Origin of the sequence: Ramlibacter sp. (genome assembly GCF_036676645.1) — a bacterium.
GTDB lineage: Bacteria > Pseudomonadota > Gammaproteobacteria > Burkholderiales > Burkholderiaceae_C > Ramlibacter.
The window spans coordinates 37,698-59,266 of the sequence record NZ_JAKFCM010000113.1 but is presented as its reverse complement, the minus strand read 5'-3'; the positions used below and the strand labels follow the sequence as shown (position 1 = coordinate 59,266).

Here is a 21,569-nt window from a genome sequence, read left to right as displayed (position 1 = left end):
TCCGTCATTGCCGCGCAGCGGCGCGACGACGCCAGGCTGGATGATAAGCATGCATAGCAACCCGCAGCCGGGCCAGCGGCTTCAGCCGACCGGCGTCAGCCTGGCCACCGACAGCGCCAGCCACTTCACGCCGTGCCGGTTGAACTTGACCTGCGCACGGGCGTCGTCGCCCTGCCCTTCGACGGCCAGCACGGTGCCCTCGCCGAACTTGTTGTGGAACACCTGCAGGCCGGCCCGCAGCCCATGCGAGGGCGCCGCCTTCTGGACCACCGGCGGCGCGCTGGCGTAGCGCTCGGCGCCCCAGGCGGTGCCGCCCTGGCCGGCCCGCGTGCTGGGATAGCCGGCGCCGTAGCCGAAAGCCGAGCCGCGGAAACCCTGATCCTTCGGCGTCAGCCACTTGAGCGCGTGCTCCGGCAGCTCGTCGAAGAACCGGCTGCGCATGTTGTAGCGGGTCTGGCCGTGCAGCATGCGCGTCTGCGAGTAGCTCAGGTACAGGCGCTTGCGGGCGCGGGTGATGGCCACGTACATCAGCCGGCGCTCCTCCTCCAGGCCGTCGTGGTCGGCCATGGAGCGCTCGCTGGGGAACAGGCCTTCCTCCAGGCCGGTGACGAAGACGACGTCGAATTCCAGGCCCTTGGCGGAGTGGACCGTCATCAGTTGCACCGCATCCTGGCCGGGCTGGGCCTGGTGGTCGCCGGACTCGAGGGCGGCGTGGGTGAGGAAGGCAGCCAGCGGGGAGAGGGTTTCGCCGGTCTCGGCGTCGGGCGCGAGCGGCTCCAGCGGCCGGTCGGGGTCCAGCCCCTGGCTCACCGGGCTCTGGCTGAGCTCGTCGACGGGCAGGGCGACGGCATCGCGGCCGAAACCTTCCTGCATCACGAAGCTCTCGGCGGCGCTGGCCAGTTCTTCCAGGTTCTCGATGCGCTCGGCGCCATCGCGTTCGGCCTTGTAGTGCTCCAGCAGCCCCGAGTGCTGCAGCACCAGCTCGATGATCTCGCGCAGGCTCAGCCCCTGGGTCTGCTCGCGCAGCACGTCGACCTTCGCGACGAAGGCGCCCAGGTTGGCGCCGGCCTTGCCGGTGGTGGCGCTGACGGCGTCGTGCAGCGAACAGCCGGCCGCCCGCGCCGCGTCCTGCAACTGCTCGATGCTGCGCGCGCCGATGCCGCGCGGCGGGAAGTTCACCACCCGCAGGAAGCTGGTGTCGTCGTTCGGGTTCTCCAGCAGCCGCAGGTAGGCCAGCGCGTGCTTGATCTCGGCGCGCTCGAAGAAGCGCAGGCCGCCGTAGACGCGGTACGGCACGCCGGCGTTGAACAGCGCCGTCTCGATCACCCGGCTCTGGGCGTTGCTGCGATAAAGCACCGCCATCTCGTGCCGCGGCATGCCCGCCGTGGTGCCGGAATCCCGCGCCAGCTGCCGCATCTCCTCGACCAGCCACTGTGCTTCGGCCAGGTCGGTGGGCGCCTCGTACACGCGCACCGGCTCGCCCGGACCCTGGTCGGTGCGCAGGTTCTTGCCCAGCCGCCCCTTGTTGTGGCTGATCAGCGCGTTGGCCGAATCGAGGATGTTGCTGTAGCTGCGGTAGTTCTGCTCCAGCTTGATCTGGTGGCGCACGCCGAACTCGCGCACGAAATCGGCCATGTTCCCCACCCGCGCGCCGCGGAAGGCGTAGATGCTCTGGTCGTCGTCGCCCACCGCGAAGATCGAGTTGCCCTCGCCCGGGCTGCCATCGGGGTTGAACGCGAAGATGCGGATCCAGGCGTACTGCAGCCGGTTGGTGTCCTGGAACTCGTCGATCAGGATGTGGCGGAAGCGCCGCTGGTAGTGGGCGCGGGTCGCGTCGTTGTCGCGCAGCAATTCATAGCTGCGCAGCATCAGCTCGCCGAAGTCCACCACGCCCTCGCGCGCGCACTGCTCCTCGTACAGCTGGTACAGCTCGACCTTCCGGCGGTCCTCCGGCGTGCGGGCGTCGACGGCGGCGGGGCGCAGCCCGTCCTCCTTGCACCCGGCGATGAACCACTGGGTTTCCCTGGCCGGGAAGCGCTCCTCGTCGACGTTGAACTGCTTCATCATCCGCTTGATCGCGGACAACTGGTCCTGCTGGTCGAGGATCTGGAAGCTCTGCGGCAGCCCGGCCAGCTTGTAGTGCGCGCGCAGGAAGCGGTTGCACAGCCCGTGGAAGGTGCCTATCCACATGCCACGCACGTTGACCGGCAGCATCGCCGACAGGCGGGTCATCATCTCCCGGGCCGCCTTGTTGGTGAAGGTGACGGCCATCACGCCGCCGGGCGAGACCTGTCCGGTGGACAGCAGCCAGGCGATGCGGGTGGTCAGCACGCGGGTCTTGCCGGAGCCGGCGCCGGCCAGGATCAGCGCGTGCTCGTTGGGCAGGGTGACGGCGGCGCGCTGCTCGGGGTTGAGGTGCGAAAGGAGCGGGGACGCGGCGTCGACTTCTGGGAACATACGGCATTGTAGAAACGGCCCCTGGCAAGCAAATGTCACGAGTCCCCCTCCTCGCCGTGCTGCTGGCCGCGGCCGCCACGGCCCATGCGCAGCAGACCTCGTGCAGCAGCGACGAGCAGCCCGCGCCGGTGGCGCTGCTCGAGCGCTTCATCACTGCGGATTGCGAAACCTGCTGGCAGGACGACCGCGCGCCGCGCCCGCGCGCGGGCGAGCTGGCCCTCGACTGGATCGTGCCGGGCGCGCGCGGCGACGACGCGCCCCTGTCGGCTGCCGCGACCCGCGACGCCGAGGTGCGCCTGCGCTCGCTCGGCCGCAACACGCCGGCCGGACTCGATTCGGTGCGCACCCCCCGGCAGCAGGCCGCGGGGCAGCTGCGCGTGGCCCAGGGGCCCGTCTTCAATGGCTATGTCGGCGCGTCCATCCAGTCGCTGGGCGGCGGCGAAGGCCCGTTCACCGGCTGGCTGGCCCTGGTGGAGACGCTGCCGGCCGGCACGGAGGGCTCTCCGGTCGAGCGCAACCTGGTGCGCAACCTGCTGCAGGTGCCCTGGCCGGCGCCGCCGGGGCGCCGCTTCGAGGCACGGCCCATGGGCATTCCCGAAGGCGCCAGCCCCGAGCGGCTGCGGGTGGTGGGCTGGCTGCAGGATTCACGGGGAAGGATCAGGGCCATCTCCGAGTCGCGCTGCGACCCGCCGCAGCAAAGGCGCTAGAATTGTGCACCGGGCCCAAGCATTTGGGACCCGGTTTTTTTTTGCCGAAACCGGGCCCAGTCCAAGCGTCCACTCGTTCTTCAACGATTCCTCTCCAGGGAGCTTGGTCAATGGAAATCTTCGACTACGACAAAGTCCTGCTGCTGCCGCGCAAGTGCCGCGTGGAAAGCCGCTCCGAGTGCGATGCCAGCGTCGAGCTGGGCGGCCGCACCTTCCGCATCCCGGTGGTCCCCGCCAACATGAAGACGGTGGTGGACGAGAAGACCTGCCTGTGGCTGGCGCAGAACGGCTACTTCTACGTGATGCACCGCTTCGACCTGGACAACCTGGCGTTCGTCCGGTGGATCAAGGGGCACGGGGCCTTCGCCTCGATCTCGCTGGGGGTCAAGCAACCCGATTACGAAACCGTCGACCGGCTGGCCGCCGAGGGCCTGGTGCCCGACTACGTGACCATCGACATCGCGCACGGCCATGCCGACAGCGTGAAGAACATGATCGCGCACCTGAAGGCGAAGCTGCCCTCGACGTTCGTGATCGCCGGCAACGTCGGCACGCCGGAGGCGGTGATCGACCTGGAGAACTGGGGCGCCGACGCCACCAAGGTCGGCATCGGCCCGGGCAAGGTGTGCATCACCCGCATGAAGACCGGCTTCGGCACCGGCGGCTGGCAGTTGTCGGCGCTCAAGTGGTGCGCGCGCGTGGCCACCAAGCCCATCATTGCCGACGGCGGCATCCGCGAGCACGGCGACATCGCCAAGAGCATCCGCTTCGGCGCCACCATGGTGATGATCGGCTCCATGCTGGCCGGACACGAGGAGTCGCCCGGCCAGACCGTGGAAGTGGACGGCCAGCTGTACAAGGAGTACTACGGCAGCGCGTCCGACTTCAACAAGGGCGAGTACCGGCACGTGGAAGGCAAGCGCATCCTCGAGCCGATCAAGGGCCGGCTGGCCGACACGCTGCGCGAGATGCAGGAAGACATCCAGAGCTCGATCAGCTACGCGGGCGGCAAGCGCCTGCTCGACATCCGCAAGGTCAACTACGTCATCCTGGGCGGGGACAACGCGGGCGAACACCTGCTGATGTGAGCGCCGACTGGGTCAACTCATGTCATCCCGGCGAACGCCGGGATCCATCACCCGCCGCCTGAACTCGCGCAGCGGCTGCTTGACACCCGGTGATGGATTGCGGCTCAAGGCCGCAATGACACCCTTCGGTGCGGCTCGGGCCGCAATGACACCCTTCGGTGCGGCCCAAGGCGCAATGACACCTGCCGTGCGGCTCGACGCCGCAAGGGCACCTGTTCACCGCCACAGCAGGTCCAGCGCCAGCTCATGCAGCCGGTGCTCCGGCTCCACCAGCGCCTCCAGCACGCTGAAATGGTTCAGCCCGGGCAGCGCCTCGCAGACCTCCACGCAGGGCTCGCCCCAGGCCTTGCGGATCAGCTGGTTCTGGCGCAGGAACTCGGGGCTCTCCTCGGCGCCAGCGACGGCGTACAGGGTCGCGCCCAGCGGCGAAGGCAGGAGGGCCGGGCTCGCCTTGCGCGCGTCGGCGGGGGTGAGCCGCAGGTCATTCGCCAGGAAGGGCGTGCGCCGGATCGGCTCCAGGTCGAACAGCCCCGAGATGGCCAGCCCCTTGCGCACCACATCGACCGGCAGCTCCGGGTCCCAGCGCCGCCAGTCGCAGGCCAGCATCATGGCCGCCAGGTGGCCGCCGGCCGAGTGGCCCACCACCGTGATCTGCCGCGGGTCGCCGCCGTAGGTGGGCGCGTTCTTCCAGGTCCAAGCGAGCGCGCGCACCATCTGCAGCGTGATCTGGGGAATCGTGACTGCCGGGCACAGGTCGTAGTTCGGCACCACCACGCAGGCGCCCACGTCCTGGAACATGGGCGCGACGAAGGAGTGGTCGCTCTTGTCCAGCGCACGCCAGTAGCCCCCGTGCAGGAACACCATGACCGGGCCGCGTGCCTGCGGCGCCGGGAACACGTCCAGCCTCTCGCCGGGGCTGTCGCCATAGGGGATGTCCAGCTCGCACTCGAACGCCTCGCGCGCGCGCCGCGACGCGTCGGTCCAGCGCGCCATGTGGGCGCCGTTTTCGGGCACCAGGGCGCGGTTGTTGTACATGCGGTCGAGCCAGTCGCCGTCCTGCCGTTCCATGCGTTGACCTTTCCTCGGGTATGGTGCCATTCCTGAACCAGCCGGCGACGATACCGCAGAGCCGGCCCCGCCATCACCCGGACACCGGACGGTGCACGTGGCCCGCCCGCGGCGCGAGCCCGCAATGACACGAAAATCCGACAGCAACGCCATGAGCCTCCACACCCAACTCCAACGGCGCGCCGCCGCCGGCAAGCCCATCCGCGTCGGCCTGATCGGTGCCGGCAAGTTCGGCTCCATGTACCTGGCCCAGGTGCCCCCCACGCCGGGCGTGCACCTGGCCGGCATCGCCGACCTCTCGCCCGCCAACGCGCGCGCCAACCTCGCGCGCGTCGGCTGGGAGCCGGCCCGCACCGAAGCCGCGTCCCTCGATGCCGCCCTCCAGGCCGGCAGCACCCACGTCGGCGAGGACTGGCAGGCGCTGGTGCGGCACCCGGCGATCGACGTGATCGTGGAATGCACCGGTCACCCGATCGCCGCGGTCGACCACTGCCTGGAAGCCTTCGCCAACGGCAAGCACGTGGTCAACGTCACGGTGGAGGCCGACGCCTTCTGCGGCCCGCTGCTGGCGCGCCGCGCGGCCGAGGCCGGCGTGGTCTATTCGCTCGCGTTCGGCGACCAGCCGGCGCTGATCTGCGACCTGGTCGACTGGGCGCGCACCTGCGGTTTCCCGGTGGTGGCCGCCGGCCGCGGGCACAAGTGGCTGCCGCACTTCTGCGAATCCACGCCCGAGACGGTGTGGGGCTACTACGGCCTCACGCCCGAGCAGGCGCAGCGCGGCGGCCTGAACCCCAAGATGTTCAACAGCTTCCTGGACGGCTCCAAGCCCTCGATCGAGAGCACCGCGGTGGCCAACGCCACCGGCCTGGGCGTGCCGAGTGATGGCCTGCTCTACCCGCCGGCGAGCATCGAGGACATCCCTTTCGTCACCCGCCCGCGCAGCGAAGGCGGCGTGCTGGAACGCAAGGGCATGGTGGAGGTGATCTCCTCGCTGGAGGCCGACGGCCGCCGCATCCCCTACGACATCCGCATGGGCGTGTGGGTCACGGTGGAAGGCGAGACCGAGTACATCCGCAACTGCTTCGAGGAATACAACGCGCACACCGACCCCAGCGGGCGCTACTTCACCCTGTACAAGCGCTGGCACCTGATCGGGCTGGAAGTGGGCCTGTCGGTGGCCTCGGTCGCCCTGCGCGGCGAGGCCACCGGCGTGGCCGCCGGCTGGCAGGCCGACGTGGTCGCCACCGCCAAGCGCGACCTGCAGCCGGGCGAGCTGCTGGACGGCGAAGGCGGCTACACCGTCTGGGGCAAGCTGCTGCCGGCGGACCGGTCGCTGCGGATGGGCGGCCTGCCGCTCGGACTGGCGCACGGCATCAAGATCGTGCGGCCGGTCGCCAGGGGGCAGAGCCTGACCTGGGCCGACGTCGCCATGGACACCGGCACGCGGGCCTGGCAGTTGCGCCGCGACATGGAGGAGCTGTTCGCGCCGGGGCGGCTGAAAGCCGCCTGACAGCCAGCGCGCCGGCGGCAGCGCCATGATGGCCGCACAAGGAGGGATGCCCACCATGAAGATCGCCCTGCTCGGCACCGGCCTGATGGGCCTGCCGATGGCGCGCCGCCTGTGCCGCGCCGGCCATGAAGTGGCGGCCTGGAACCGCACGCGCGCCAAGTGCGAGCCGCTGGCCGCCGACGGCGCCCGGCCATGCGACAGCGCCGCCGAGGCTGCCGCCAGTGCCGACATCGTGATCAGCATGCTGGAGAACGGCGCGGTCGTGCACGAGGTGCTGTTCAACCAGGGCGCCGCCCGGGCGATGCGCCGCGGCACCCTGTTCATCGACATGGCCTCCATCCAGCCGCGCGAGGCGCGCGACCATGCGGCGCGGCTGGGCGAACTGGGCGTCGCCTGCCTGGACGCGCCGGTCTCCGGCGGCACCGTGGGCGCCGAGAACGGCACGCTGGCCATCATGGTGGGCGGTACGCCGGCGGACTTCGAGCGCGCGGCGCCGGTGTTCCAGGTGTTCGGCCGCGCCACCCACGTCGGCCCGCATGGGGCCGGGCAACTGGCCAAGCTGGCCAACCAGATGATCGTGGGCATCACCATCGGCGCGGTGGCCGAGGCGCTGCTGCTGTGCGCCAAGGGCGGCGCCGACATGGGCAAGGTGCGCGAGGCCATCGGCGGCGGCTTCGCCGACAGCCGCATCCTGCAGCTGCACGGCCAGCGCATGGTCGAGCGCGACTTCGCGCCGCGCGGTCGCATGACGGTGCAGTTGAAGGACATGCGCAACGCGCTGGCCACCGCCGAGGAGATCGGCTTCGACGCGCCGATCACCCAGCTGTTCGCCCGGCTCTATGCCGAGGGCGTGGAGCACGGCCTGGCCGACCTGGACCATTCCGGCCTGTTCGTCGAGCTCGCGAGCCGCAACGGCATGCGCTAGAATATCGGCCTGTTGTGGGGGGGTAGCTCAGCTGGGAGAGCGTCGCGTTCGCAATGCGAAGGTCGGGAGTTCGATCCTCCTCCTCTCCACCACAGCCGTTTTCGCAGCGCCGCCCTCGTGCGGCGTTTGCAACAGTGGGTTCTTAGCTCAGTTGGTAGAGCAGCGGACTCTTAATCCGTAGGTCGTAGGTTCGAATCCTACAGGACCCACCACTTCATCAAGGACCTGGCCGCGAGGCCAGGTCCTTTGTCTTTCGGGGGCCCATTGGCACGCCCGCACAGGCGCCGCCCGAAGCGCGGCCCGGGATCCGTCAGTGGTGCGCCGCCGCCCCGCGGGTCGCAGCCGTCGTGAACATCTGCTGCCAGGCCTGCGCCATCGGCGCCGCCGCGTTCATGGCCGCTTCGACGACCTGGGCCGTCGCATCGGCCGCGGTCGCGGTGACGCTCTCCTCTCGCGGGGGTTTGGCACTCGTCGCGGTCGCCTTGGCGCCAGCCTGCATCAGTTCCTGGAAGTAGCGCATCCCTTCCTGGTACTCGTAGGCCAGCAGGTTGGCCTGGATCGACGCCAGCTCCAGCGGCGTCTCGGCGCTGCGCAGGGTCTCCGCGGCCTGCTGGCTCAGCAGGGCGGCGCGCTGGGCCATGTGGAGTTGCGCCTGCTGGATCGATTCCCCGGCGCGGAACAGCATCGCCATCGTGTCTGCGGCCCAGGCCATCTGCTGGCGAGCCATGTGCGCCCATGCGGCCGTGCCTTGCTGCGCAGCACGGTCGGCGCCGTTTCCGGCCATGGCCTGCTGGGTGCGCTTCGAAGTGTTCGCCATCGTGTCCTCCATCGGTGTGCGGGCCGGCCACTGTAGGAGAGGGGCGGCGAAAGCCCAAGGCTGGAAAAGAACTGTTGCCTGCGGCCGCCGACCGTTTCCGCGCGACACTCCACTCGTCCTCTCCTCCTACAGACCCTGGGCGCCATCGATGCCAGAGAGCCTGCCCTGCAGTCCCGCCGCCGAGCGCAACAAGGAGCCCATCCTGGCTGTCCTGCGCCGCATCCTGGGCGAGCGCGGCACGGCCCTGGAGATCGCCTCCGGCACCGGCCAGCATGCCGTCTGGTTCGCGGCCGCGCTGCCCGGCTGGACCTGGCAGCCCACGGACGCGGACGCCGGCGCGCTGCCGGTGATCGCGGCCCGTATCGCCGAGGCCGGGCTGGCCAACGTCCGGCCGCCGCTGCGGCTGGACGTGATGGCGGTGCAGTGGCCATCGCCGGGCGCGCCGTTCGTGCAGCGCTTCGATGCGATCTACTGCGCCAACCTGCTGCACATATCGCCCTGGGCGACCTGTGCCGCCCTCATGCGCGGCGCAGCCCGGCACCTGGCGCCAGGCGCAACCCTGGTCACCTACGGACCGTACCTCGAGGACGGCGTGCCGACCGCACCGGGCAACCTGGGGTTCGACCAGAACCTCCGGGCGCACGACCGGTCCTGGGGCATTCGCCGGCTGGAAGACGTGGTGGCGGAGGCGAACCGCGCCGGCCTGGGGCTCCGGCGCCGCCATGCGATGCCGGCGAACAACCTGCTGCTGGAGTTCCGCGCCGACGGTCCGGCGCCGGCTAGTTCACCTCCACCGTCACCTTGAGGAACACGGCCGAAGCCAGCGTCCTGCCCGGGTACTGGCACTGGTTGTGGCGCTCGAACAGGGCGACCAATTCGCTCCTCAGCGCATCCCCGCGCCCGTCCTTCCCGGCCGCCTCCAGGGCGCTCATGGTCGGGCCGTAGAACTGCAGGAAGGTGCAGGCGAAGTCCGCCGGCGTTCCGTCGAAATCGAACACGTAGGTGTCGCGCTCGCAGGTGATGCCCTCCCAGGCGATGCCCGCGCCGCCGAAGCGCTCGATGACGTTGGCCGGGACGCCCCAGCCCATCGGGCTGACGAACCCTTCCGGCGGCGGCGGCAGGTAGGTGGAACAGACCTTCAGGATCTGCGCCACCAGCGTCGGGTCGTTCGGGATCCAGTTGCCCATGAGGATGCGGCCGCCCGGGCGGGTCACGCGCACCATCTCGCGCGCCACGTCGTACGGCTTCGGGGCGAACATGGCGCCGAAGATGCTGATCACGCGGTCGAAGCTCTTGTTCTCCAGGCTGCCGAGGTCGCAGGCATCGCCTTCGATGAACCGGCAGGTCGACGAGAAACCGGCCTGCGCCGCACGCCGGTTGCCGGCCTCGACGATGCGCGGGGCGATGTCCACGCCCAGCACCCTGGCGCCGAGCTTGGCGGCCGGGATCGCCGTGGTGCCGTCGCCGCAGCCGAGGTCCAGCACGTCCATGCCCGGGACGATGCCGGCCTGGCGCACCAGGTCCTCGCCGCTCTCGCGCATGCTCACGGCGATGCGGCCGAAGTCCCCTTTTTCCCAAAGTGCCTTGTTCGCATTCGTGACGGGCCCTCCCGGATGCAGTGCTTGTGCTCGCGCTGCGGGTTGAACGTCACCCCCTGCGCGGATCGCGGCGCCCGGGATCTCCAGCCCGAGGTTCCTGTCGTCGGTGGCGATGGCCATGTCTGTCTCTCCTGTTGGCGGGCGGGTGCGCAAAGGTGTCGATCCACCGTCGCACCCGGGGGCGATAGATCGCATACTTCGCAGGGTCGGCGCCGGGCGTTCCCGAAACGTTCCCGGCCTCTGCAGGAAGGAAGCCGCGATGACCTTGCAAGTCCGCCTGCTCGGGCAGTTCAGCATCGGAGGCACCCCACGGTCCGGCGCCGCGACCCTGCAGCCCCGGCTCACCCGCCGTGCCGCCGAGCTCGTCCAGCTGCTCGGGCTGGATCCGCATCGCAGCCTGGCGCACGACCAGGTGGTGGAGGCGCTCTGGCCCCACCTGGGCCCGGATGCCGGCAGCGCCAACCTGCGCAAGGCGGCCCACCACGCGCGCCAGGTCATCGGCGAGCCCGGCGCGATCGTGCTGCAGGGCGGGCGCGTGCTGCTCCTGCCCGGCGAGGAGGTCGATTGCGACGCGATCCGCTTCGAGGCCGCCGCCGACCGTGCGCTCGCCAGCCGCGATGCCCAGGCGTGCAAGGCGGCCTGCCAGCTCTACGGCGGCGACCTGCTTCCCGACTCCCGCTACGAGCCCTGGACCGAGGCCCCACGCCGGCGGCTGCGCGGCAAGTACGTCGAGCTGCTGCGCCACTCGGGTGACCTGGAGCGCCTGCTGCGCGAAGAACCCACCGACGAGGCGGCGCACGCCCAGCTGATGCGCGAGGAACTGGCCGCCGGCCGGCGCTCGTCGGCCCTGCGCTGGTACGGGCACCTGCGCGACCACCTGCAGCAGTCCCTGGGCGTGCGGCCGGGGCCGCAGGTGGAAGCGCTCTACCAGGAATGCGTGGCCGGCCTGGAAGGCGCCTCGCCGGCCTTCGTCGGCCGCGCGCTGGAACTGGTGCGCGTGCTCTCGGCCTTGCGGGCCAGCCTGGGCGGCCAGCCGGGCGGCGCCGTGGTGCGCGCGCCTGCGGGAATGGGCAAGACGGCGTTCTGCCGCCGCGTGGCCCGGGAAGCGCGCGGCCTGGGCTGGCAGGTGCGACTGGTGCAGGCCGGCGACTGGACCCGGCCGTACGGCATCACCACCGACCTGGTGGAGCCCCTGCTGGCCGAAAAGCCGCAGCTGCTGCAGGCGGTCGGCGCCCCTGCGCAGGCGATCCTGGCCGCAATGACCGCCCTCGCCGGCCGCGTGGAGCCGCCGCGGCTGCCGATCGCCCGGCACCAGGTGGTGGGGGCCGTGCGGCGCCTGCTGGTCGCCGCCGCCGGCCGGCAACCCGTGCTGGTGATCGTCGACGAGGCCCACTCGGCCGACGACGCGAGCGCGGAACTGCTGGCCCAGCTGGCCTGCGGTGGGCCGCCCGTGTTCGTCCTGCTCGCCTGCCGCCCGGCCCTGCCCGAGCCGCTGGAGCGCAATGTGTCGCGCCTGCTGCGGGCCGGGCAACTCGAGGCCCTGGAGCTGGGCCCGCTGACGGAGGACGAAGCCGCGCTGCTGGCACGGCGGACGGCGGCCGCGCCCCTGGCGCCGGATGCGGCCGAGGCCGTCGTGCGCCGCTCCGGCGGCGTGCCGTTCGCGGTGGTCGAACTCGCGCGCGTTGCGGCGGACGCCGGGCTGGCTGCCGTCGAGGGCTTGCCGCCGGCCGTTTCATCCGCCCTGGCCGAGCGCCTGTGCGACGTCGGCGACGACGCACTGGAGGGCTTGCGGCGCCTGGCGCTGTCGGCCGAAGACTTCGACGTGCCCACGGCCGTCGCCCTGGTGGCCGACGACGGCCACGACGCCCACGCGCGGCTGGATCGCGCGCTCGCTGCGGGTGTGCTCGTCGTCTCGCAGGCACGCTACCGTTTTCGCCACGCGCTGGTGCGGCAGGCGCTGGTGGATGGCATCCCGCCCCATCGGCGCGCCGGCGTGCACCGTGAAGTGGCCGCGCGGCTGCAGCGGGCGGGCGCCGCCCCCGGACTCGTCGGCACGCACTGGCTGGCCGCGGGGGAGGTCGACGAGGCGCTGCCCTGCTCCCTGGCCGCCGCGCGCCGCGCCGCCTGCCTGGGCGCGTTCGAGGACGTGCTGCGCCACGTGGAGCCGCTGCTGGCCGAGCGGCCCGCGCAGCCGGAAGCGCTGGCGCTGAGGGCCGACGCCCTGGACGCACTCGGGCGTCCCGGCACGCTGGCCGCCTACGACGCGGCAGCCGCCGTGGCGGAGGAAGCACAGGCCCACGAGCTGCGGGCCAAGCGCGCGCTGGCGCAGGTGAAGATGAGCGATCCATCGGGCGCGCTGGCCTACCTGAAGGACGTGCGGCCGACCACCGTGGCGGGCCGGCTGGCCGAGGCCCTGGCCTACAGCGGCGCGGCGGCGCTCGGCTTCGGCGATCCGTCCGAGGGCACGCGCCGGGCAGCCGAAGTGCGGCGCCTCGCCCTGGAAACCGGTGACGAAGGCACGCTGGTGATCGCCTCGTGGGCGCAGGCGGCCGCGGCCCATGCGCGCGGCGACCTGCACGGCAGCGTGTGGGCCGACCTGAGGGAGACCAGCCACCTGCCGCAGCTGGCCACCCGGGTGTTCGACGGCCACCTCTGCATCACGCAGCGGTTCCTGTACGGCTCGCGCCCCTATGCCGACGTGATCGCCTTCGCCGACGCGCTGGCCGCCGAGGCGCAGCGGCTCGGTGCCGCGCGCGGGCACGCCTTCGCCGTCACCCTGCGCGGGGAAGCCCGGCTGCTCAGCGGCCAGCTGGACGCGGCCGAGCGGGACCTGGTCGAAGGCGGCCGGTTGCACCGGGCCATCGGTGGGGCGACCGGCGAGGCGCTGTCGCTGCAGCGCCGCTCCGAACTGGCCCTGCACCGGGGCCGCCGGGACGTGGCCCGCGCCCTGCTGGACGAGGCGCTGGACGTGGCACGCCAGTCCGGGGTGGGCTTCCACCTGCTGGACCGCATCTACGGCACCCGCATCGCCATCGCGTCCGGCACCGAGGCTGCGCTCGGCGCGCTGGAGGAGGCGGAAGCCGCGGTCCGCGGCCCGCTGGAGACCTGCCCGGGCTGTCGCATCACCTTTGCCATTCCGGCCACCATCGCGGCCGCCCGGGCGCACCAGATGGACCGGGCGGCCGGCCACGAGAAGGCGTCGGACTACCTGGCCAACACCGTGATGAAGCTGCCCGCGTGGTACGCCTCGCTGCACGAGGCGCGGGCGCACCTGGCGCTGGCCTCGGGCGAACGGCCGGCCGCCCGCGCGGAGTTCATGGCCGCGGCGCAAGGGTTCCGCAGCTCGGGCCAGCCGCTGGACGAGGCCCGCTGCCAGGAACTGGCGCGATAGGCGTCCGCGCGGCGCCATGAAGAAGCTGCCGGAGGCCGTTCCATGAAGGCGATCGCCGCCCTGTCCCGATCGGCGGCCGCCGGGCTCGGGCTCGGGCTCGTCGCCGGCATGGCCGCTGCCGCGGACGGCTGGGACACGCTCGCGCGGCCTGGCGCCATCGTCCTGTTCCGCCACGCCACGGCGCCGGGCGTGGGCGATCCGCCGGGCTTGCGGCTGGGCGACTGCAGCACCCAGCGCAACCTGGACGCGCAGGGCCGCGCCGAGGCGCGCGCGCTCGGCGAGCAGTTCCGGCGGCGCGGCATTGCGGTGGGTGCCGTCCTGTCGTCGCAGTGGTGCCGGGCACGGGAGACCGCGCAGCTCGCGTTCGGCGACCGGGTGCGGGAGGAGCCGGCGTTCAATTCCTTCTTCGGCCAGGGGCCGCAGCAGCGCGACGCCCAGACCGCGCAGGCCCGCCGGCTCCTGCGCGAGTGGCAGGGGCCCGGCGCGCTGGTGGTCGTCACCCACCAGGTCAACATCACCGCGCTCACCGGCCACGCAACCGCCTCCGGGGAAGGCGTGGTCGTGCGGCCCACGGCCGAGGGGCCGGTCCGCGTGATCGCCACGCTGCGGCCCTGAACCGGTGCGGCCGTCCTCACGGCGCTGGCTGCGCGAGGCGGCGCATCCAGCCGGCCGCCACGTCGGCCAGTTCGTCGCGCACCTCGGCGTCGCCTCGACCGGATCGCGCGAGGACGTGGAACGAGTGGTCGCCGCCCTGCACCTCGTGCAGCGCCGCGCGCGACCCGAGCCGCTGGACGGTCTGCCGCATCAGCGGCAGCTCGGCCAGCGCGTCGCGCGTGCCCTGCAGGAAGAGCATGGGCAGCGCCACCTGCTCGAGGTGCGCAGCGCGCCCGGTGTCCGGCCGGCCCGCCGGATGGAGGGGGAAGCCGACGAAGACCAGCCCCCGCACCTGCGGCAGGGGCGCCTCGGCCTGCGCCTGCGAGCTCATGCGCCCGCCGAAGGATTTGCCGCCGGCGAACAGCGGAACGCCGGGCAAGCGCTTCGCCGCTTCACCCACCGCGGCCCGCACGGCGCCCTGCGCGACGGCGGGCCGGTCCGGCCGCTTGCTGCCCTGTTCCATGTACGGAAACTGGAAGCGCAGCGTCGCAACCGCACGCGCCTGCAGCGCTTCGGCCAGGGCCGCCATGAAGGGGTGATGCATGCCGGCGCCGGCACCGTGTGCGAGGACCAGGCCGGCGATCGCATCGGCGGGTTGCTGCAGCACGGCCGACACGACCGTGCCGTCGGGCAGGGTGATGCGAAGGGATGTCGGGTCGGCGGGCATCGGCGGCAGGGGTGCAGGCGGGTCCGGCCAGGGTAGCGACAATCCGGTGTCTGCGTTCATCCCGACCCGATCCCATGACGCCTGCCCCTGCTTCCTCCTGGCTGGTCCGCAGCGAGCCGGTCGCCGCTGCACAGGCGGACGGCCGCCCCCTCGTCGCGCTCGAGTCGACCCTGATCGCGCACGGCATGCCGTATCCGGAGAACGTGCGGACCGCGCTCGAGGTGCAGGCGCTCATCCGCGAGAAGGGCGCGGAGCCCGCCACGATCGCCCTGATGGACGGCCGGATCCGGATCGGCCTGTCGGACGCCGAACTGGAACGGCTCGCCCGCCCGGGCCAGGTGCACAAGGCCAGCCGCCGCGACTTGCCCTTCGTGCTCGCCAGCGGCGGACTGGGCGCGACCACCGTGGCGGCCACGATGATCTGTGCGGCGCTGGCCGGCATCGAGGTCTTCGCCACCGGCGGGATCGGCGGCGTCCACCGCGGCGCGCCGGAGACCTTCGACATCTCGGCGGACCTGCAGGAGCTGGCCCGGACGTCCGTGGCGGTGGTCTGCGCCGGCGCGAAATCCGTCCTCGACATCGGGCTCACGCTCGAGTACCTGGAGACGCACGGCGTGCCGGTGCTCAGCTGCGGGCAGGACAACTTCGCGGCGTTCTACACGCGCGACAGCGGCCATCGCGCCGACTTCCGCCTCGACGACGAGGCGGCGCAGGCGCGCTTCATCCGGACCAAGTGGGACCTGGGGCTGGCCGGCGGGGTGGTCCTCAGCGTGCCGGTGCCGCAGCCGGCGGCGATGCCCAAGGAGGAGATCGATGCCATCACCCGGCAGGCGCTGGCCGAGGCCCGCGAACAGGGCATCGCCGGCAAGGCGGTGACGCCGTTCCTGCTGTCCCGGATCCAGGCGCTGACGGGCGGACGCAGCCTGGCGACCAACATCGCGCTGGTGAAGAACAACGCGGAAATCGCGGCCCGGCTGGCGCTGGCGCTGGCCAACACCGCGCCGCAGGGCGGTTCCGCCTAGTGGCCGGCCCCTGGCACGGGCCGGGGGTTTCGCATCTCAGGGATTTCCACGAACGGCAGGGCCAGCGCAGAGCGCAAGCTGTCGGGCTCCGACACCCCTCGAGGAGACCGACCATGAAACTGAGCTGGTTCGTGCTGCCGCTGGCAGCCGCCGGCGCCCTGCCGGCCCAGGCGCAGGACCTGCTGTACACCCGCAGCCTGGCCGCGACCTGCGCCAACTGCCACGGCACCGAAGGGCGCACGGTGCCGGGATCGGAAGTGCCGGCCATCGCCGGCATGCCGCGCGAATACATGCTGCGGCAGCTGCAGGCCTTCCGCGACGGCAGCCGGCCCGCCACCGTCATGCACCAGATCGCCAAGGGCTTCTCCGAGCAGCAGCTCGAGCAGATCGCCACCTACTTTGCCGCCGCGAAGCAGTGAGGCCCGCCATGCAACGACGACTCCTGCTCCAGTCCGCCGCCGCCACGTCCCTGCTCGGGCTGGCCGCCTGTGCAACCCCTACCGTTCCTTCGCGCGCCCGCGTCGTGGTGGTCGGCGGCGGCTACGGCGGCGCCACCGCCGCCAAGTACGTGCGCCTGCTGTCCGACTACCGCATCGACGTGGTGCTGGTCGAACCGAACGCCAGCTTCATCTCCTGCCCGCTGTCCAACCTGGTGATCGGCGGCAGCCGGCGCATGGCCGACATCACCACGCCCTACTCCGCCCTGTCCAGCCGCCACGGCGTGCGAGTGGTGCGCGACCACGCCAGCGCGATCGACACGCGGCGCAAGACCGTCACGCTGGCGGGCGGGCCGGTGATCGGCTACGACAAGCTGGTGGTGTCCCCGGGCGTCGACCTGCAGCTCGGCGCCATCGAAGGCCTGCAGGCCGCCAATGCCAGCGGCCAGCTGCTGCACGCGTGGAAGGCGGGCCCGGAGACGGCCGCGCTGCGGCGCCAGCTCGAGGCCATGCCCGACGGCGGCGTCTATGCGATCACGGTGCCGGCGCAGCCCTACCGCTGCCCGCCCGGGCCCTACGAGCGTGCCTGCCAGGTGGCCTGGTACTTCAAGCAGGCCAAGCCGCGCAGCAAGGTGCTGATCCTGGATGCGAACCCGGACGTGACCTCCAAGGGCGCCCTGTTCAAGAAGGTCTGGGCCGAGCAGTACCCGGGCATGGTCGAGTTCCGGCCGCAGCACAAGGTGGTGGCGGTGGATCCGCGCCAGGGGCTGATCAAGTTCGAGGTGCAGGACGACGTGCGCGCGCAGGTGCTCAACGTGCTGCCGCCGATGCGGGCCGGCGCCATCGCGGTCCAGGCGGGCCTGAACAACCTGGCCAACAACCGCTGGTGCGGGGTGGACTGGCTGACCTTCGAATCCAGCGTCGCGCCCGACGTGCATGTGCTGGGCGACTCCATCCAGATCGCACCGGGCATGCCCAAGAGCGGCCACATGGCCAACAGCCATGCCAAGGTGGCGGCCGCCGCGATCGTCGCGCGGCTGTCCGGCCAGGAGCCGAACCCGGCTCCGATGCTCACCAACACCTGCTACAGCTACGTGAACGACCGGCAGGTGATCCACGTGGCCAGCGTGCATGCCTTTTCGACGGCGCAGAAGACCTTCCTGCCGGTGCCGGGCTCCGGCGGCCTGAGCCCGGCGCCGAACACGCTGGAGGGCGTCTACGCCTGGAACTGGGCGCAGAACATCTGGGCGGACACGGTCGGCTGAGCCTCGGTTCGCGCGTTTCACCCAATGGCGGGAGCACCGCCATCGCGATGGAGCAGCCGCTCACCCCGCCGCCTGCGCATGCAGCGCGCCCAGCCGGCTGCGCTGCAGCTTGCCGGTCGCGGTGAGCGGTAGCGCGTCCAGCCAGTGCACCCAGCGCGGGCGGCGATGGCGGGGCATGGCCTCGATCGCGGCGGCAATGCGCCGGACGGCTTCGGCCTGGCAACCGGGCGCGGCTACGGCAAGCACGGACAGCGCCGACAGGCCTTCGGCGGTCGTCACGCCGACGGCAGCGACCTGCTGCAAGGTGTCGCCGCACGCGCCGGCCAGGCTTTGCTCCACCCAGAGGGTGCTGACCCACTGGCCGGCGATCTTCAGCATGTCGTCGTTGCGGCCGGCGTACTCCAGCCGGCCGTCGCTGCGGCGCAGGAACAGGTCGCCCGGCGAGAACCAGCCGCCCTCGCGGAAGCCGTCGGCCTGCGCTTCGGGACGGTTCCAGTAGCCGATGCCCACCGTGGGGTGGCGCAGCCACACGCGCTGGGGCACCTCGTCGTCGGCGCCGCGCAATTCCAGTTGCGTCAGCGGCGTGGGCGTGAGCAGGCCCGAATCGTCGTCGCCGTACAGCATCAGGCACAGCGTCTCGGTCGTGCCGTAGCCGCTGGTCGGGGCCAGGCCGGTCGCGTCGCGCCAGGCCCGGCGCGTGGTCGGCGGCAAGGCCTCGCCGGCCGAGACGAAGTGGCGGATGCCGCGGCCGGCCAGCCGGTCGGCCACGCCGGTGCGCAGCATCTTCAGGTACAGCGTGGGCACGCTGAAGACCAGCGTCGGGCGATGGCGCGCCACCATCGCCTCGACCCGCTCCGGGGTCGGCCAGTCGCGGTCGAGGATCACGGTCGCGCCACAGCGCAAGCCCGCGAACAGGCTGTTGCCCAGCGCGTAGGCGAAGAACAGCTTGGAGCTGGCATACAGGCGGTCGCGCGCGGTCAGGCCGAGCACGCCGCGGCCGAACGAGTGGGCGTGGGTCACCGTGCGCTGCACATGGATGGCGCCCTTGGGCGTGCCGGTGGTGCCGGAGGTGCCAATCCACAGCGCGGGGTCCTCGTCGTCGCGCGGCACCACCGCGACGGGTCGGGCGCCGGCGAGCTCGGCGTGCCACTGCGCATCGTTGCGGACGACGTGCGCCCACTCGACCGGCTCCTCGCACCAGACGAATCGCGGCGCGCTGTCGGCCAGGATGGGCGCCAGTTCCGCCGGCGGCAGCCCGGGGTTCACGCCCACCGCCACGCCGCCGGCCCAGATCACGCCGAGGTAGGCCACGACCCAGTCGATGCTGTCGGGCGCGATGACGAACACGCGGTCGCCGGCCTCCACGCCGCGGGCCCGCCACGACCCGGCCGCGCGCCGCACCTGCTCGCGCAACTGCGCATAGCTCATGCGCTCGTCGCCGCACTCCAGGGCGGTCGCGCCATCGGCGCCGGTGGCCAGCAGTCGTTCGGCCGCATTCATGCCGGTTCTCCTTCGGGTTGTTGCCGCACGCCCAGCCAGCGATCCAGCCGGGCGAGGTCCTGCGCCTGCCGGCGGCTGTCGGCCTCGTGCACGATGCGGCCGCGCTCGAGCACCACGCAGCGCTGCGTCAGCGCCAGCGCCTGCCGCACGTGCTGCTCCACCAGCACCAGCGACTGGCCTTCGGCCGCCACCATGCGTTCGATGCCGGCACAGACCTCCTCCACGATCACCGGCGCCAGGCCCTCCAGCGGCTCGTCCAGCAACAGCAGGCGCGGGTTGAGCATCAGGGCGCGGGCGATCGCCAGCATCTGCTGCTCGCCACCCGACAGTTCGTTGCCCCAGTGCCGGTGGCGCTCCTGCAGCCGGGGGAACAGCGCGTAGACGCGCGCCAGGTCCCACCGCCCCGGCCGCGCCGTGACCGTGAGGTTCTCTTCCACCGTGAGCGACGCGAAGATCTCGCGCTCCTGGGGCACCCACCCGAGGCCGAGCGCTGCGCGGCGATGGCGCGGCACCCGCGCCAGGTCTTCGCCGCACCAGCGCATGGCGCCGCCCCGCACCCGGGTCTGCCCCATCAGCGTGGCCAGCAGCGTGCTCTTGCCGGCGCCGTTGCGACCCAGCAGGGCCAGGGTTTCGCCGGCCGCGATCGACAGGCTGCAGCCGTCCAGCACGATGCCGTCGCCGTAGCCGGCCGACAAGCGATCGAGCACCAGCAGTTCAGCCATGGCCATGCCCCAGGTAGACCTCGCGCACCCGCTCGTCGGCGCCGATCTCGGCCGGCGTGCCGGTCACCAGTTCGGCACCTCCCACCAGCACCGTGATGCGCTCGGCGAAGCGGAACACCAGCGACATGTCGTGTTCGATCAGCAGCACGGCGATGTCGCGCGGCAGTTCCGCGAGCACGCCCAGCAGTTCCTCGCCGTCGCCTTCCGGCACGCCGGCGGCCGGTTCGTCCAGCAGCAGCACCTTCGGGCGCACGGCCAGCGCCAGCGCCATCTCCAGCAGCCGCTGCTTGCCATAGGCCAGCTCGCGGGTGGGCCGAAGGCACTCGGCGGCCAGGTTCATGCGCTCGAGCAGCGCGAAGGCCTCGTCGATCTCGGCGCGCCGGCGCGTCAGGCCGAACACGCGCCGCTGCAGCACGCCCAGCTTGTCGCGGTCGCGCTCGCAGATGGTGTTGGTCACCGCCTCCAGCGGCGTGAGCCGCGGGAACAGCGTGTTGATCTGGAAGGTGCGCGCCAGCCCGCGGCGCACGCGCTGGTCGGGGCGCAGCCGCGTGATGTCTTCGCCCTGCAGCCAGATGGAGCCGGCGGAAGGCTTGAGCACGCCGGTGAGCTGGTTCACCAGCGTGGTCTTGCCGGCGCCATTCGGTCCGATCAGCGCGTGGCGCGCGCCGGCTTCGAGCTTCAGGTGGATGTCCTGCGTGACCTTCAGGCCGCCGAAGGCCTTGGACAGCCCGCGCGTTTCCAGTACCGCGCTCACGGCCGGCTCCGCCAGCGCGCCGCCAGCCGCCTGAGCGCGCCGACCACCCCATCCTCGAGGTACAGCGTGCACAGGATCAGCAGGATGCCGAGCCAGAACAGCCAGTAGACCGGGTTCAGGTCCGCCAGCCGGTCCTGCGCCAGCAGGAACAGGGCCGCGCCGACGAAGCCGCCGTACAGCGTGGCCGTGCCACCGACGATCAGCATGATCAGCAGGTCGGCCGAGCGCTGGAAGCCGAGCGTGTCGATGCCGACGAACTGGGTGGTCTGGGTGAGCAGCGCGCCTGCCACGGCGGCCAGCAGCGCCGAGAAGGCGTAGATGTGGGTCAGGCGCGCGCGGATCGGCACGCCGATCGCCTGCGCGCGACGCCGGTTCTCGCGGATGCACGCCAGCGACAGCCCGTAGGGGGACACCATCAGCGCCCGCACCAGCACGAACAGCAGGAACACGACGACCAGCACGTAGACGTAGGCGGTGCGCCCCAGCAGGTCGAAGCGGAACAGGCCCAGCACCGGGCCGATCTCCACGCCCTGCAGGCCGTCCACCCCGCCGGTGATGGGCGTGGCGCGGTTGGCCGCTTCGTACAGCAGCAGGCCGATGCCCAGCGTGAGCATCAGCCGCGCCAGGTCGTTGCCGCGCAGCACGAGGAAGCTGGTGGTCCAGCCGGCGAAGGCGCCCACCGCTGCGGCGGCCGCCAGGCCCGCGACGGGATCGCGCAGTCCGTGCACCGACAGCAGGCCCGCGGTGTAGGCACCCAGGCCGAAGAAGGCGGCATGCCCCAGCGTGACGATGCCCGCGTAGCCGAGTACCAGGTCGAGCGACAGCGCGAACAGCCCGGTGATCAGGATCTGCGAGGCGAACAGCAGGTTCCTGGGAAAGACGAAATACACCGCCACCAGCGCGAGCCAGAACGCGATTTCGGCGCGTCCCCAGCGCTCGCGCCGGCGCAGCTGCAGCAGGTGCGGGGGCATCGCCAGGACCTGCCCG

19 protein-coding genes and 2 tRNA genes are annotated in these 21,569 nt (G+C 71.9%); 12 read left to right on the top strand and 9 right to left on the bottom strand.

Going from position 1 to position 21,569, the window contains the following annotated elements; translation table 11 throughout:
* Positions 1-81 precede the first annotated feature (81 nt).
* Complete coding sequence (locus V6M57_RS17960; RefSeq protein ID WP_332816369.1) at positions 82-2,457, bottom strand: UvrD-helicase domain-containing protein; 2,376 nt, start codon at positions 2,455-2,457, stop codon at positions 82-84.
* A 32-nt stretch (positions 2,458-2,489) separates the two neighbouring features.
* On the opposite strand from V6M57_RS17960, the gene V6M57_RS17955 reads away from it, so the two are divergent.
* Together V6M57_RS17955 and V6M57_RS17950 are read left to right on the top strand one after the other, a co-directional pair.
* On the top strand, positions 2,490-3,164 hold the full coding sequence (locus V6M57_RS17955; protein WP_332816368.1) for a hypothetical protein: 675 nt from the start codon (positions 2,490-2,492) through the stop codon (positions 3,162-3,164).
* A gap of 110 nt (positions 3,165-3,274) precedes the next feature.
* On the top strand, positions 3,275-4,252 hold the full coding sequence (locus V6M57_RS17950; RefSeq protein WP_332816367.1) for a GMP reductase: 978 nt from the start codon (positions 3,275-3,277) through the stop codon (positions 4,250-4,252).
* 216 nt (positions 4,253-4,468) lie between these two features.
* Here V6M57_RS17950 and V6M57_RS17945 read toward each other — a convergent pair whose 3' ends face one another.
* Entirely contained in the window at positions 4,469-5,320 is an 852-nt protein-coding gene (locus tag V6M57_RS17945; RefSeq protein WP_332816366.1) for an alpha/beta hydrolase, read from the bottom strand.
* A gap of 151 nt (positions 5,321-5,471) precedes the next feature.
* Between V6M57_RS17945 and V6M57_RS17940 the strand changes: the two genes are divergently transcribed.
* From V6M57_RS17940 to V6M57_RS17925, 4 genes are all read left to right on the top strand, one after another.
* Entirely contained in the window at positions 5,472-6,830 is a 1,359-nt protein-coding gene (locus V6M57_RS17940) for an NAD(P)H-dependent oxidoreductase (RefSeq protein WP_332816365.1), read from the top strand.
* 46 nt (positions 6,831-6,876) lie between these two features.
* The gene (locus V6M57_RS17935; protein ID WP_332816364.1) at positions 6,877-7,755 is read left to right on the top strand and encodes an NAD(P)-dependent oxidoreductase; all 879 of its coding nucleotides are present in this window, start codon (positions 6,877-6,879) and stop codon (positions 7,753-7,755) included.
* A gap of 16 nt (positions 7,756-7,771) precedes the next feature.
* Positions 7,772-7,847: transfer RNA gene (locus V6M57_RS17930), tRNA-Ala, on the top strand.
* A gap of 44 nt (positions 7,848-7,891) precedes the next feature.
* Positions 7,892-7,967: transfer RNA gene (locus V6M57_RS17925), tRNA-Lys, on the top strand.
* Positions 7,968-8,065: 98 nt separating this feature from the next.
* Here V6M57_RS17925 and V6M57_RS17920 read toward each other — a convergent pair.
* Positions 8,066-8,572 carry a phasin family protein gene (locus V6M57_RS17920; protein WP_332816363.1) on the bottom strand — a complete coding sequence of 169 codons (507 nt, stop codon included), beginning with the start codon at positions 8,570-8,572 and terminating at the stop codon, positions 8,066-8,068.
* A gap of 148 nt (positions 8,573-8,720) precedes the next feature.
* Here V6M57_RS17920 and V6M57_RS17915 point away from each other — a divergent pair, with 148 nt between their 5' ends.
* A complete protein-coding gene (locus V6M57_RS17915; RefSeq protein ID WP_332816362.1) occupies positions 8,721-9,377 on the top strand; it encodes a DUF938 domain-containing protein in 657 nt (218 codons plus the stop codon).
* Here the strand turns inward: V6M57_RS17915 and V6M57_RS17910 are convergent.
* The gene (locus tag V6M57_RS17910; RefSeq protein WP_332816361.1) at positions 9,352-10,290 is read right to left on the bottom strand and encodes a class I SAM-dependent methyltransferase; all 939 of its coding nucleotides are present in this window, start codon (positions 10,288-10,290) and stop codon (positions 9,352-9,354) included. The genes V6M57_RS17915 and V6M57_RS17910 overlap by 26 nt on opposite strands.
* Before the next feature lie 139 nt (positions 10,291-10,429).
* Here V6M57_RS17910 and V6M57_RS17905 point away from each other — a divergent pair, with 139 nt between their 5' ends.
* Both V6M57_RS17905 and V6M57_RS17900 read left to right on the top strand, forming a co-directional pair.
* On the top strand, positions 10,430-13,561 hold the full coding sequence (locus V6M57_RS17905) for an ATP-binding protein (protein WP_332816360.1): 3,132 nt from the start codon (positions 10,430-10,432) through the stop codon (positions 13,559-13,561).
* Positions 13,562-13,603: 42 nt separating this feature from the next.
* Positions 13,604-14,176 (top strand): histidine phosphatase family protein, encoded by a 573-nt coding sequence (locus V6M57_RS17900; RefSeq protein ID WP_332816359.1) that lies wholly within the window; start codon positions 13,604-13,606, stop codon positions 14,174-14,176.
* 16 nt (positions 14,177-14,192) lie between these two features.
* Here the strand turns inward: V6M57_RS17900 and V6M57_RS17895 are convergent, their stop codons facing one another.
* On the bottom strand, positions 14,193-14,882 hold the full coding sequence (locus tag V6M57_RS17895) for an alpha/beta hydrolase family protein (RefSeq protein ID WP_332816358.1): 690 nt from the start codon (positions 14,880-14,882) through the stop codon (positions 14,193-14,195).
* 74 nt (positions 14,883-14,956) lie between these two features.
* On the opposite strand from V6M57_RS17895, the gene V6M57_RS17890 reads away from it, so the two are divergent.
* From V6M57_RS17890 to V6M57_RS17880, 3 genes are all read left to right on the top strand, one after another.
* A complete protein-coding gene (locus V6M57_RS17890; RefSeq protein WP_332816357.1) occupies positions 14,957-15,904 on the top strand; it encodes a pseudouridine-5'-phosphate glycosidase in 948 nt (315 codons plus the stop codon).
* Positions 15,905-16,017: 113 nt separating this feature from the next.
* Positions 16,018-16,323 carry a c-type cytochrome gene (locus V6M57_RS17885; RefSeq protein WP_332816356.1) on the top strand — a complete coding sequence of 102 codons (306 nt, stop codon included), beginning with the start codon at positions 16,018-16,020 and terminating at the stop codon, positions 16,321-16,323.
* 8 nt (positions 16,324-16,331) lie between these two features.
* Positions 16,332-17,606 carry an NAD(P)/FAD-dependent oxidoreductase gene (locus V6M57_RS17880; protein ID WP_332816355.1) on the top strand — a complete coding sequence of 425 codons (1,275 nt, stop codon included), beginning with the start codon at positions 16,332-16,334 and terminating at the stop codon, positions 17,604-17,606.
* A 60-nt stretch (positions 17,607-17,666) separates the two neighbouring features.
* On the opposite strand, the gene V6M57_RS17875 is transcribed toward V6M57_RS17880, so the two are convergent.
* Genes V6M57_RS17875 through V6M57_RS17860 form a run of 4 tightly spaced genes read right to left on the bottom strand, consistent with a single transcriptional unit; the run spans position 17,667 to position 21,553 of the window.
* The gene (locus tag V6M57_RS17875) at positions 17,667-19,106 is read right to left on the bottom strand and encodes an AMP-binding protein (protein WP_332816354.1); all 1,440 of its coding nucleotides are present in this window, start codon (positions 19,104-19,106) and stop codon (positions 17,667-17,669) included.
* The gene (locus tag V6M57_RS17870; RefSeq protein ID WP_332816353.1) at positions 19,103-19,828 is read right to left on the bottom strand and encodes an ABC transporter ATP-binding protein; all 726 of its coding nucleotides are present in this window, start codon (positions 19,826-19,828) and stop codon (positions 19,103-19,105) included. Before V6M57_RS17870 ends, V6M57_RS17875 begins: the two co-directional genes overlap by 4 nt.
* Positions 19,821-20,582 (bottom strand): ABC transporter ATP-binding protein, encoded by a 762-nt coding sequence (locus tag V6M57_RS17865; RefSeq protein WP_332816352.1) that lies wholly within the window; start codon positions 20,580-20,582, stop codon positions 19,821-19,823. The genes V6M57_RS17870 and V6M57_RS17865 overlap by 8 nt, the downstream gene beginning before the upstream one ends.
* Positions 20,579-21,553, bottom strand: coding sequence for a branched-chain amino acid ABC transporter permease (locus V6M57_RS17860; protein ID WP_332816408.1), 975 nt, complete (start codon positions 21,551-21,553; stop codon positions 20,579-20,581). The genes V6M57_RS17865 and V6M57_RS17860 overlap by 4 nt, the downstream gene beginning before the upstream one ends.
* Between the last annotated feature and the right edge of the window lie 16 nt (positions 21,554-21,569).

What these genes read in the sequence shown, in the direction of transcription:
- V6M57_RS17915 (WP_332816362.1), top strand. Translation starts at nt 8,721, where the DNA reads ATGCCAGAGAGCCTGCCCTGCAGTCCCGCCGCCGAGCGCAACAAGGAG.
- V6M57_RS17920 (WP_332816363.1), bottom strand. Translation starts at nt 8,572, where the DNA reads ATGGCGAACACTTCGAAGCGCACCCAGCAGGCCATGGCCGGAAACGGC.
- V6M57_RS17860 (WP_332816408.1), bottom strand. Translation starts at nt 21,553, where the DNA reads ATGCCCCCGCACCTGCTGCAGCTGCGCCGGCGCGAGCGCTGGGGACGC.
- V6M57_RS17950 (WP_332816367.1), top strand. Translation starts at nt 3,275, where the DNA reads ATGGAAATCTTCGACTACGACAAAGTCCTGCTGCTGCCGCGCAAGTGC.
- V6M57_RS17935 (WP_332816364.1), top strand. Translation starts at nt 6,877, where the DNA reads ATGCCCACCATGAAGATCGCCCTGCTCGGCACCGGCCTGATGGGCCTG.
- V6M57_RS17880 (WP_332816355.1), top strand. Translation starts at nt 16,332, where the DNA reads ATGCAACGACGACTCCTGCTCCAGTCCGCCGCCGCCACGTCCCTGCTC.
- V6M57_RS17890 (WP_332816357.1), top strand. Translation starts at nt 14,957, where the DNA reads ATGACGCCTGCCCCTGCTTCCTCCTGGCTGGTCCGCAGCGAGCCGGTC.
- V6M57_RS17955 (WP_332816368.1), top strand. Translation starts at nt 2,490, where the DNA reads ATGTCACGAGTCCCCCTCCTCGCCGTGCTGCTGGCCGCGGCCGCCACG.
- V6M57_RS17910 (WP_332816361.1), bottom strand. Translation starts at nt 10,290, where the DNA reads ATGGCCATCGCCACCGACGACAGGAACCTCGGGCTGGAGATCCCGGGC.
- V6M57_RS17870 (WP_332816353.1), bottom strand. Translation starts at nt 19,828, where the DNA reads ATGGCTGAACTGCTGGTGCTCGATCGCTTGTCGGCCGGCTACGGCGAC.
- V6M57_RS17900 (WP_332816359.1), top strand. Translation starts at nt 13,604, where the DNA reads ATGAAGGCGATCGCCGCCCTGTCCCGATCGGCGGCCGCCGGGCTCGGG.
- V6M57_RS17895 (WP_332816358.1), bottom strand. Translation starts at nt 14,882, where the DNA reads ATGCCCGCCGACCCGACATCCCTTCGCATCACCCTGCCCGACGGCACG.
- V6M57_RS17905 (WP_332816360.1), top strand. Translation starts at nt 10,430, where the DNA reads ATGACCTTGCAAGTCCGCCTGCTCGGGCAGTTCAGCATCGGAGGCACC.
- V6M57_RS17885 (WP_332816356.1), top strand. Translation starts at nt 16,018, where the DNA reads ATGAAACTGAGCTGGTTCGTGCTGCCGCTGGCAGCCGCCGGCGCCCTG.
- V6M57_RS17945 (WP_332816366.1), bottom strand. Translation starts at nt 5,320, where the DNA reads ATGGAACGGCAGGACGGCGACTGGCTCGACCGCATGTACAACAACCGC.
- V6M57_RS17960 (WP_332816369.1), bottom strand. Translation starts at nt 2,457, where the DNA reads ATGTTCCCAGAAGTCGACGCCGCGTCCCCGCTCCTTTCGCACCTCAAC.
- V6M57_RS17940 (WP_332816365.1), top strand. Translation starts at nt 5,472, where the DNA reads ATGAGCCTCCACACCCAACTCCAACGGCGCGCCGCCGCCGGCAAGCCC.
- V6M57_RS17875 (WP_332816354.1), bottom strand. Translation starts at nt 19,106, where the DNA reads ATGAATGCGGCCGAACGACTGCTGGCCACCGGCGCCGATGGCGCGACC.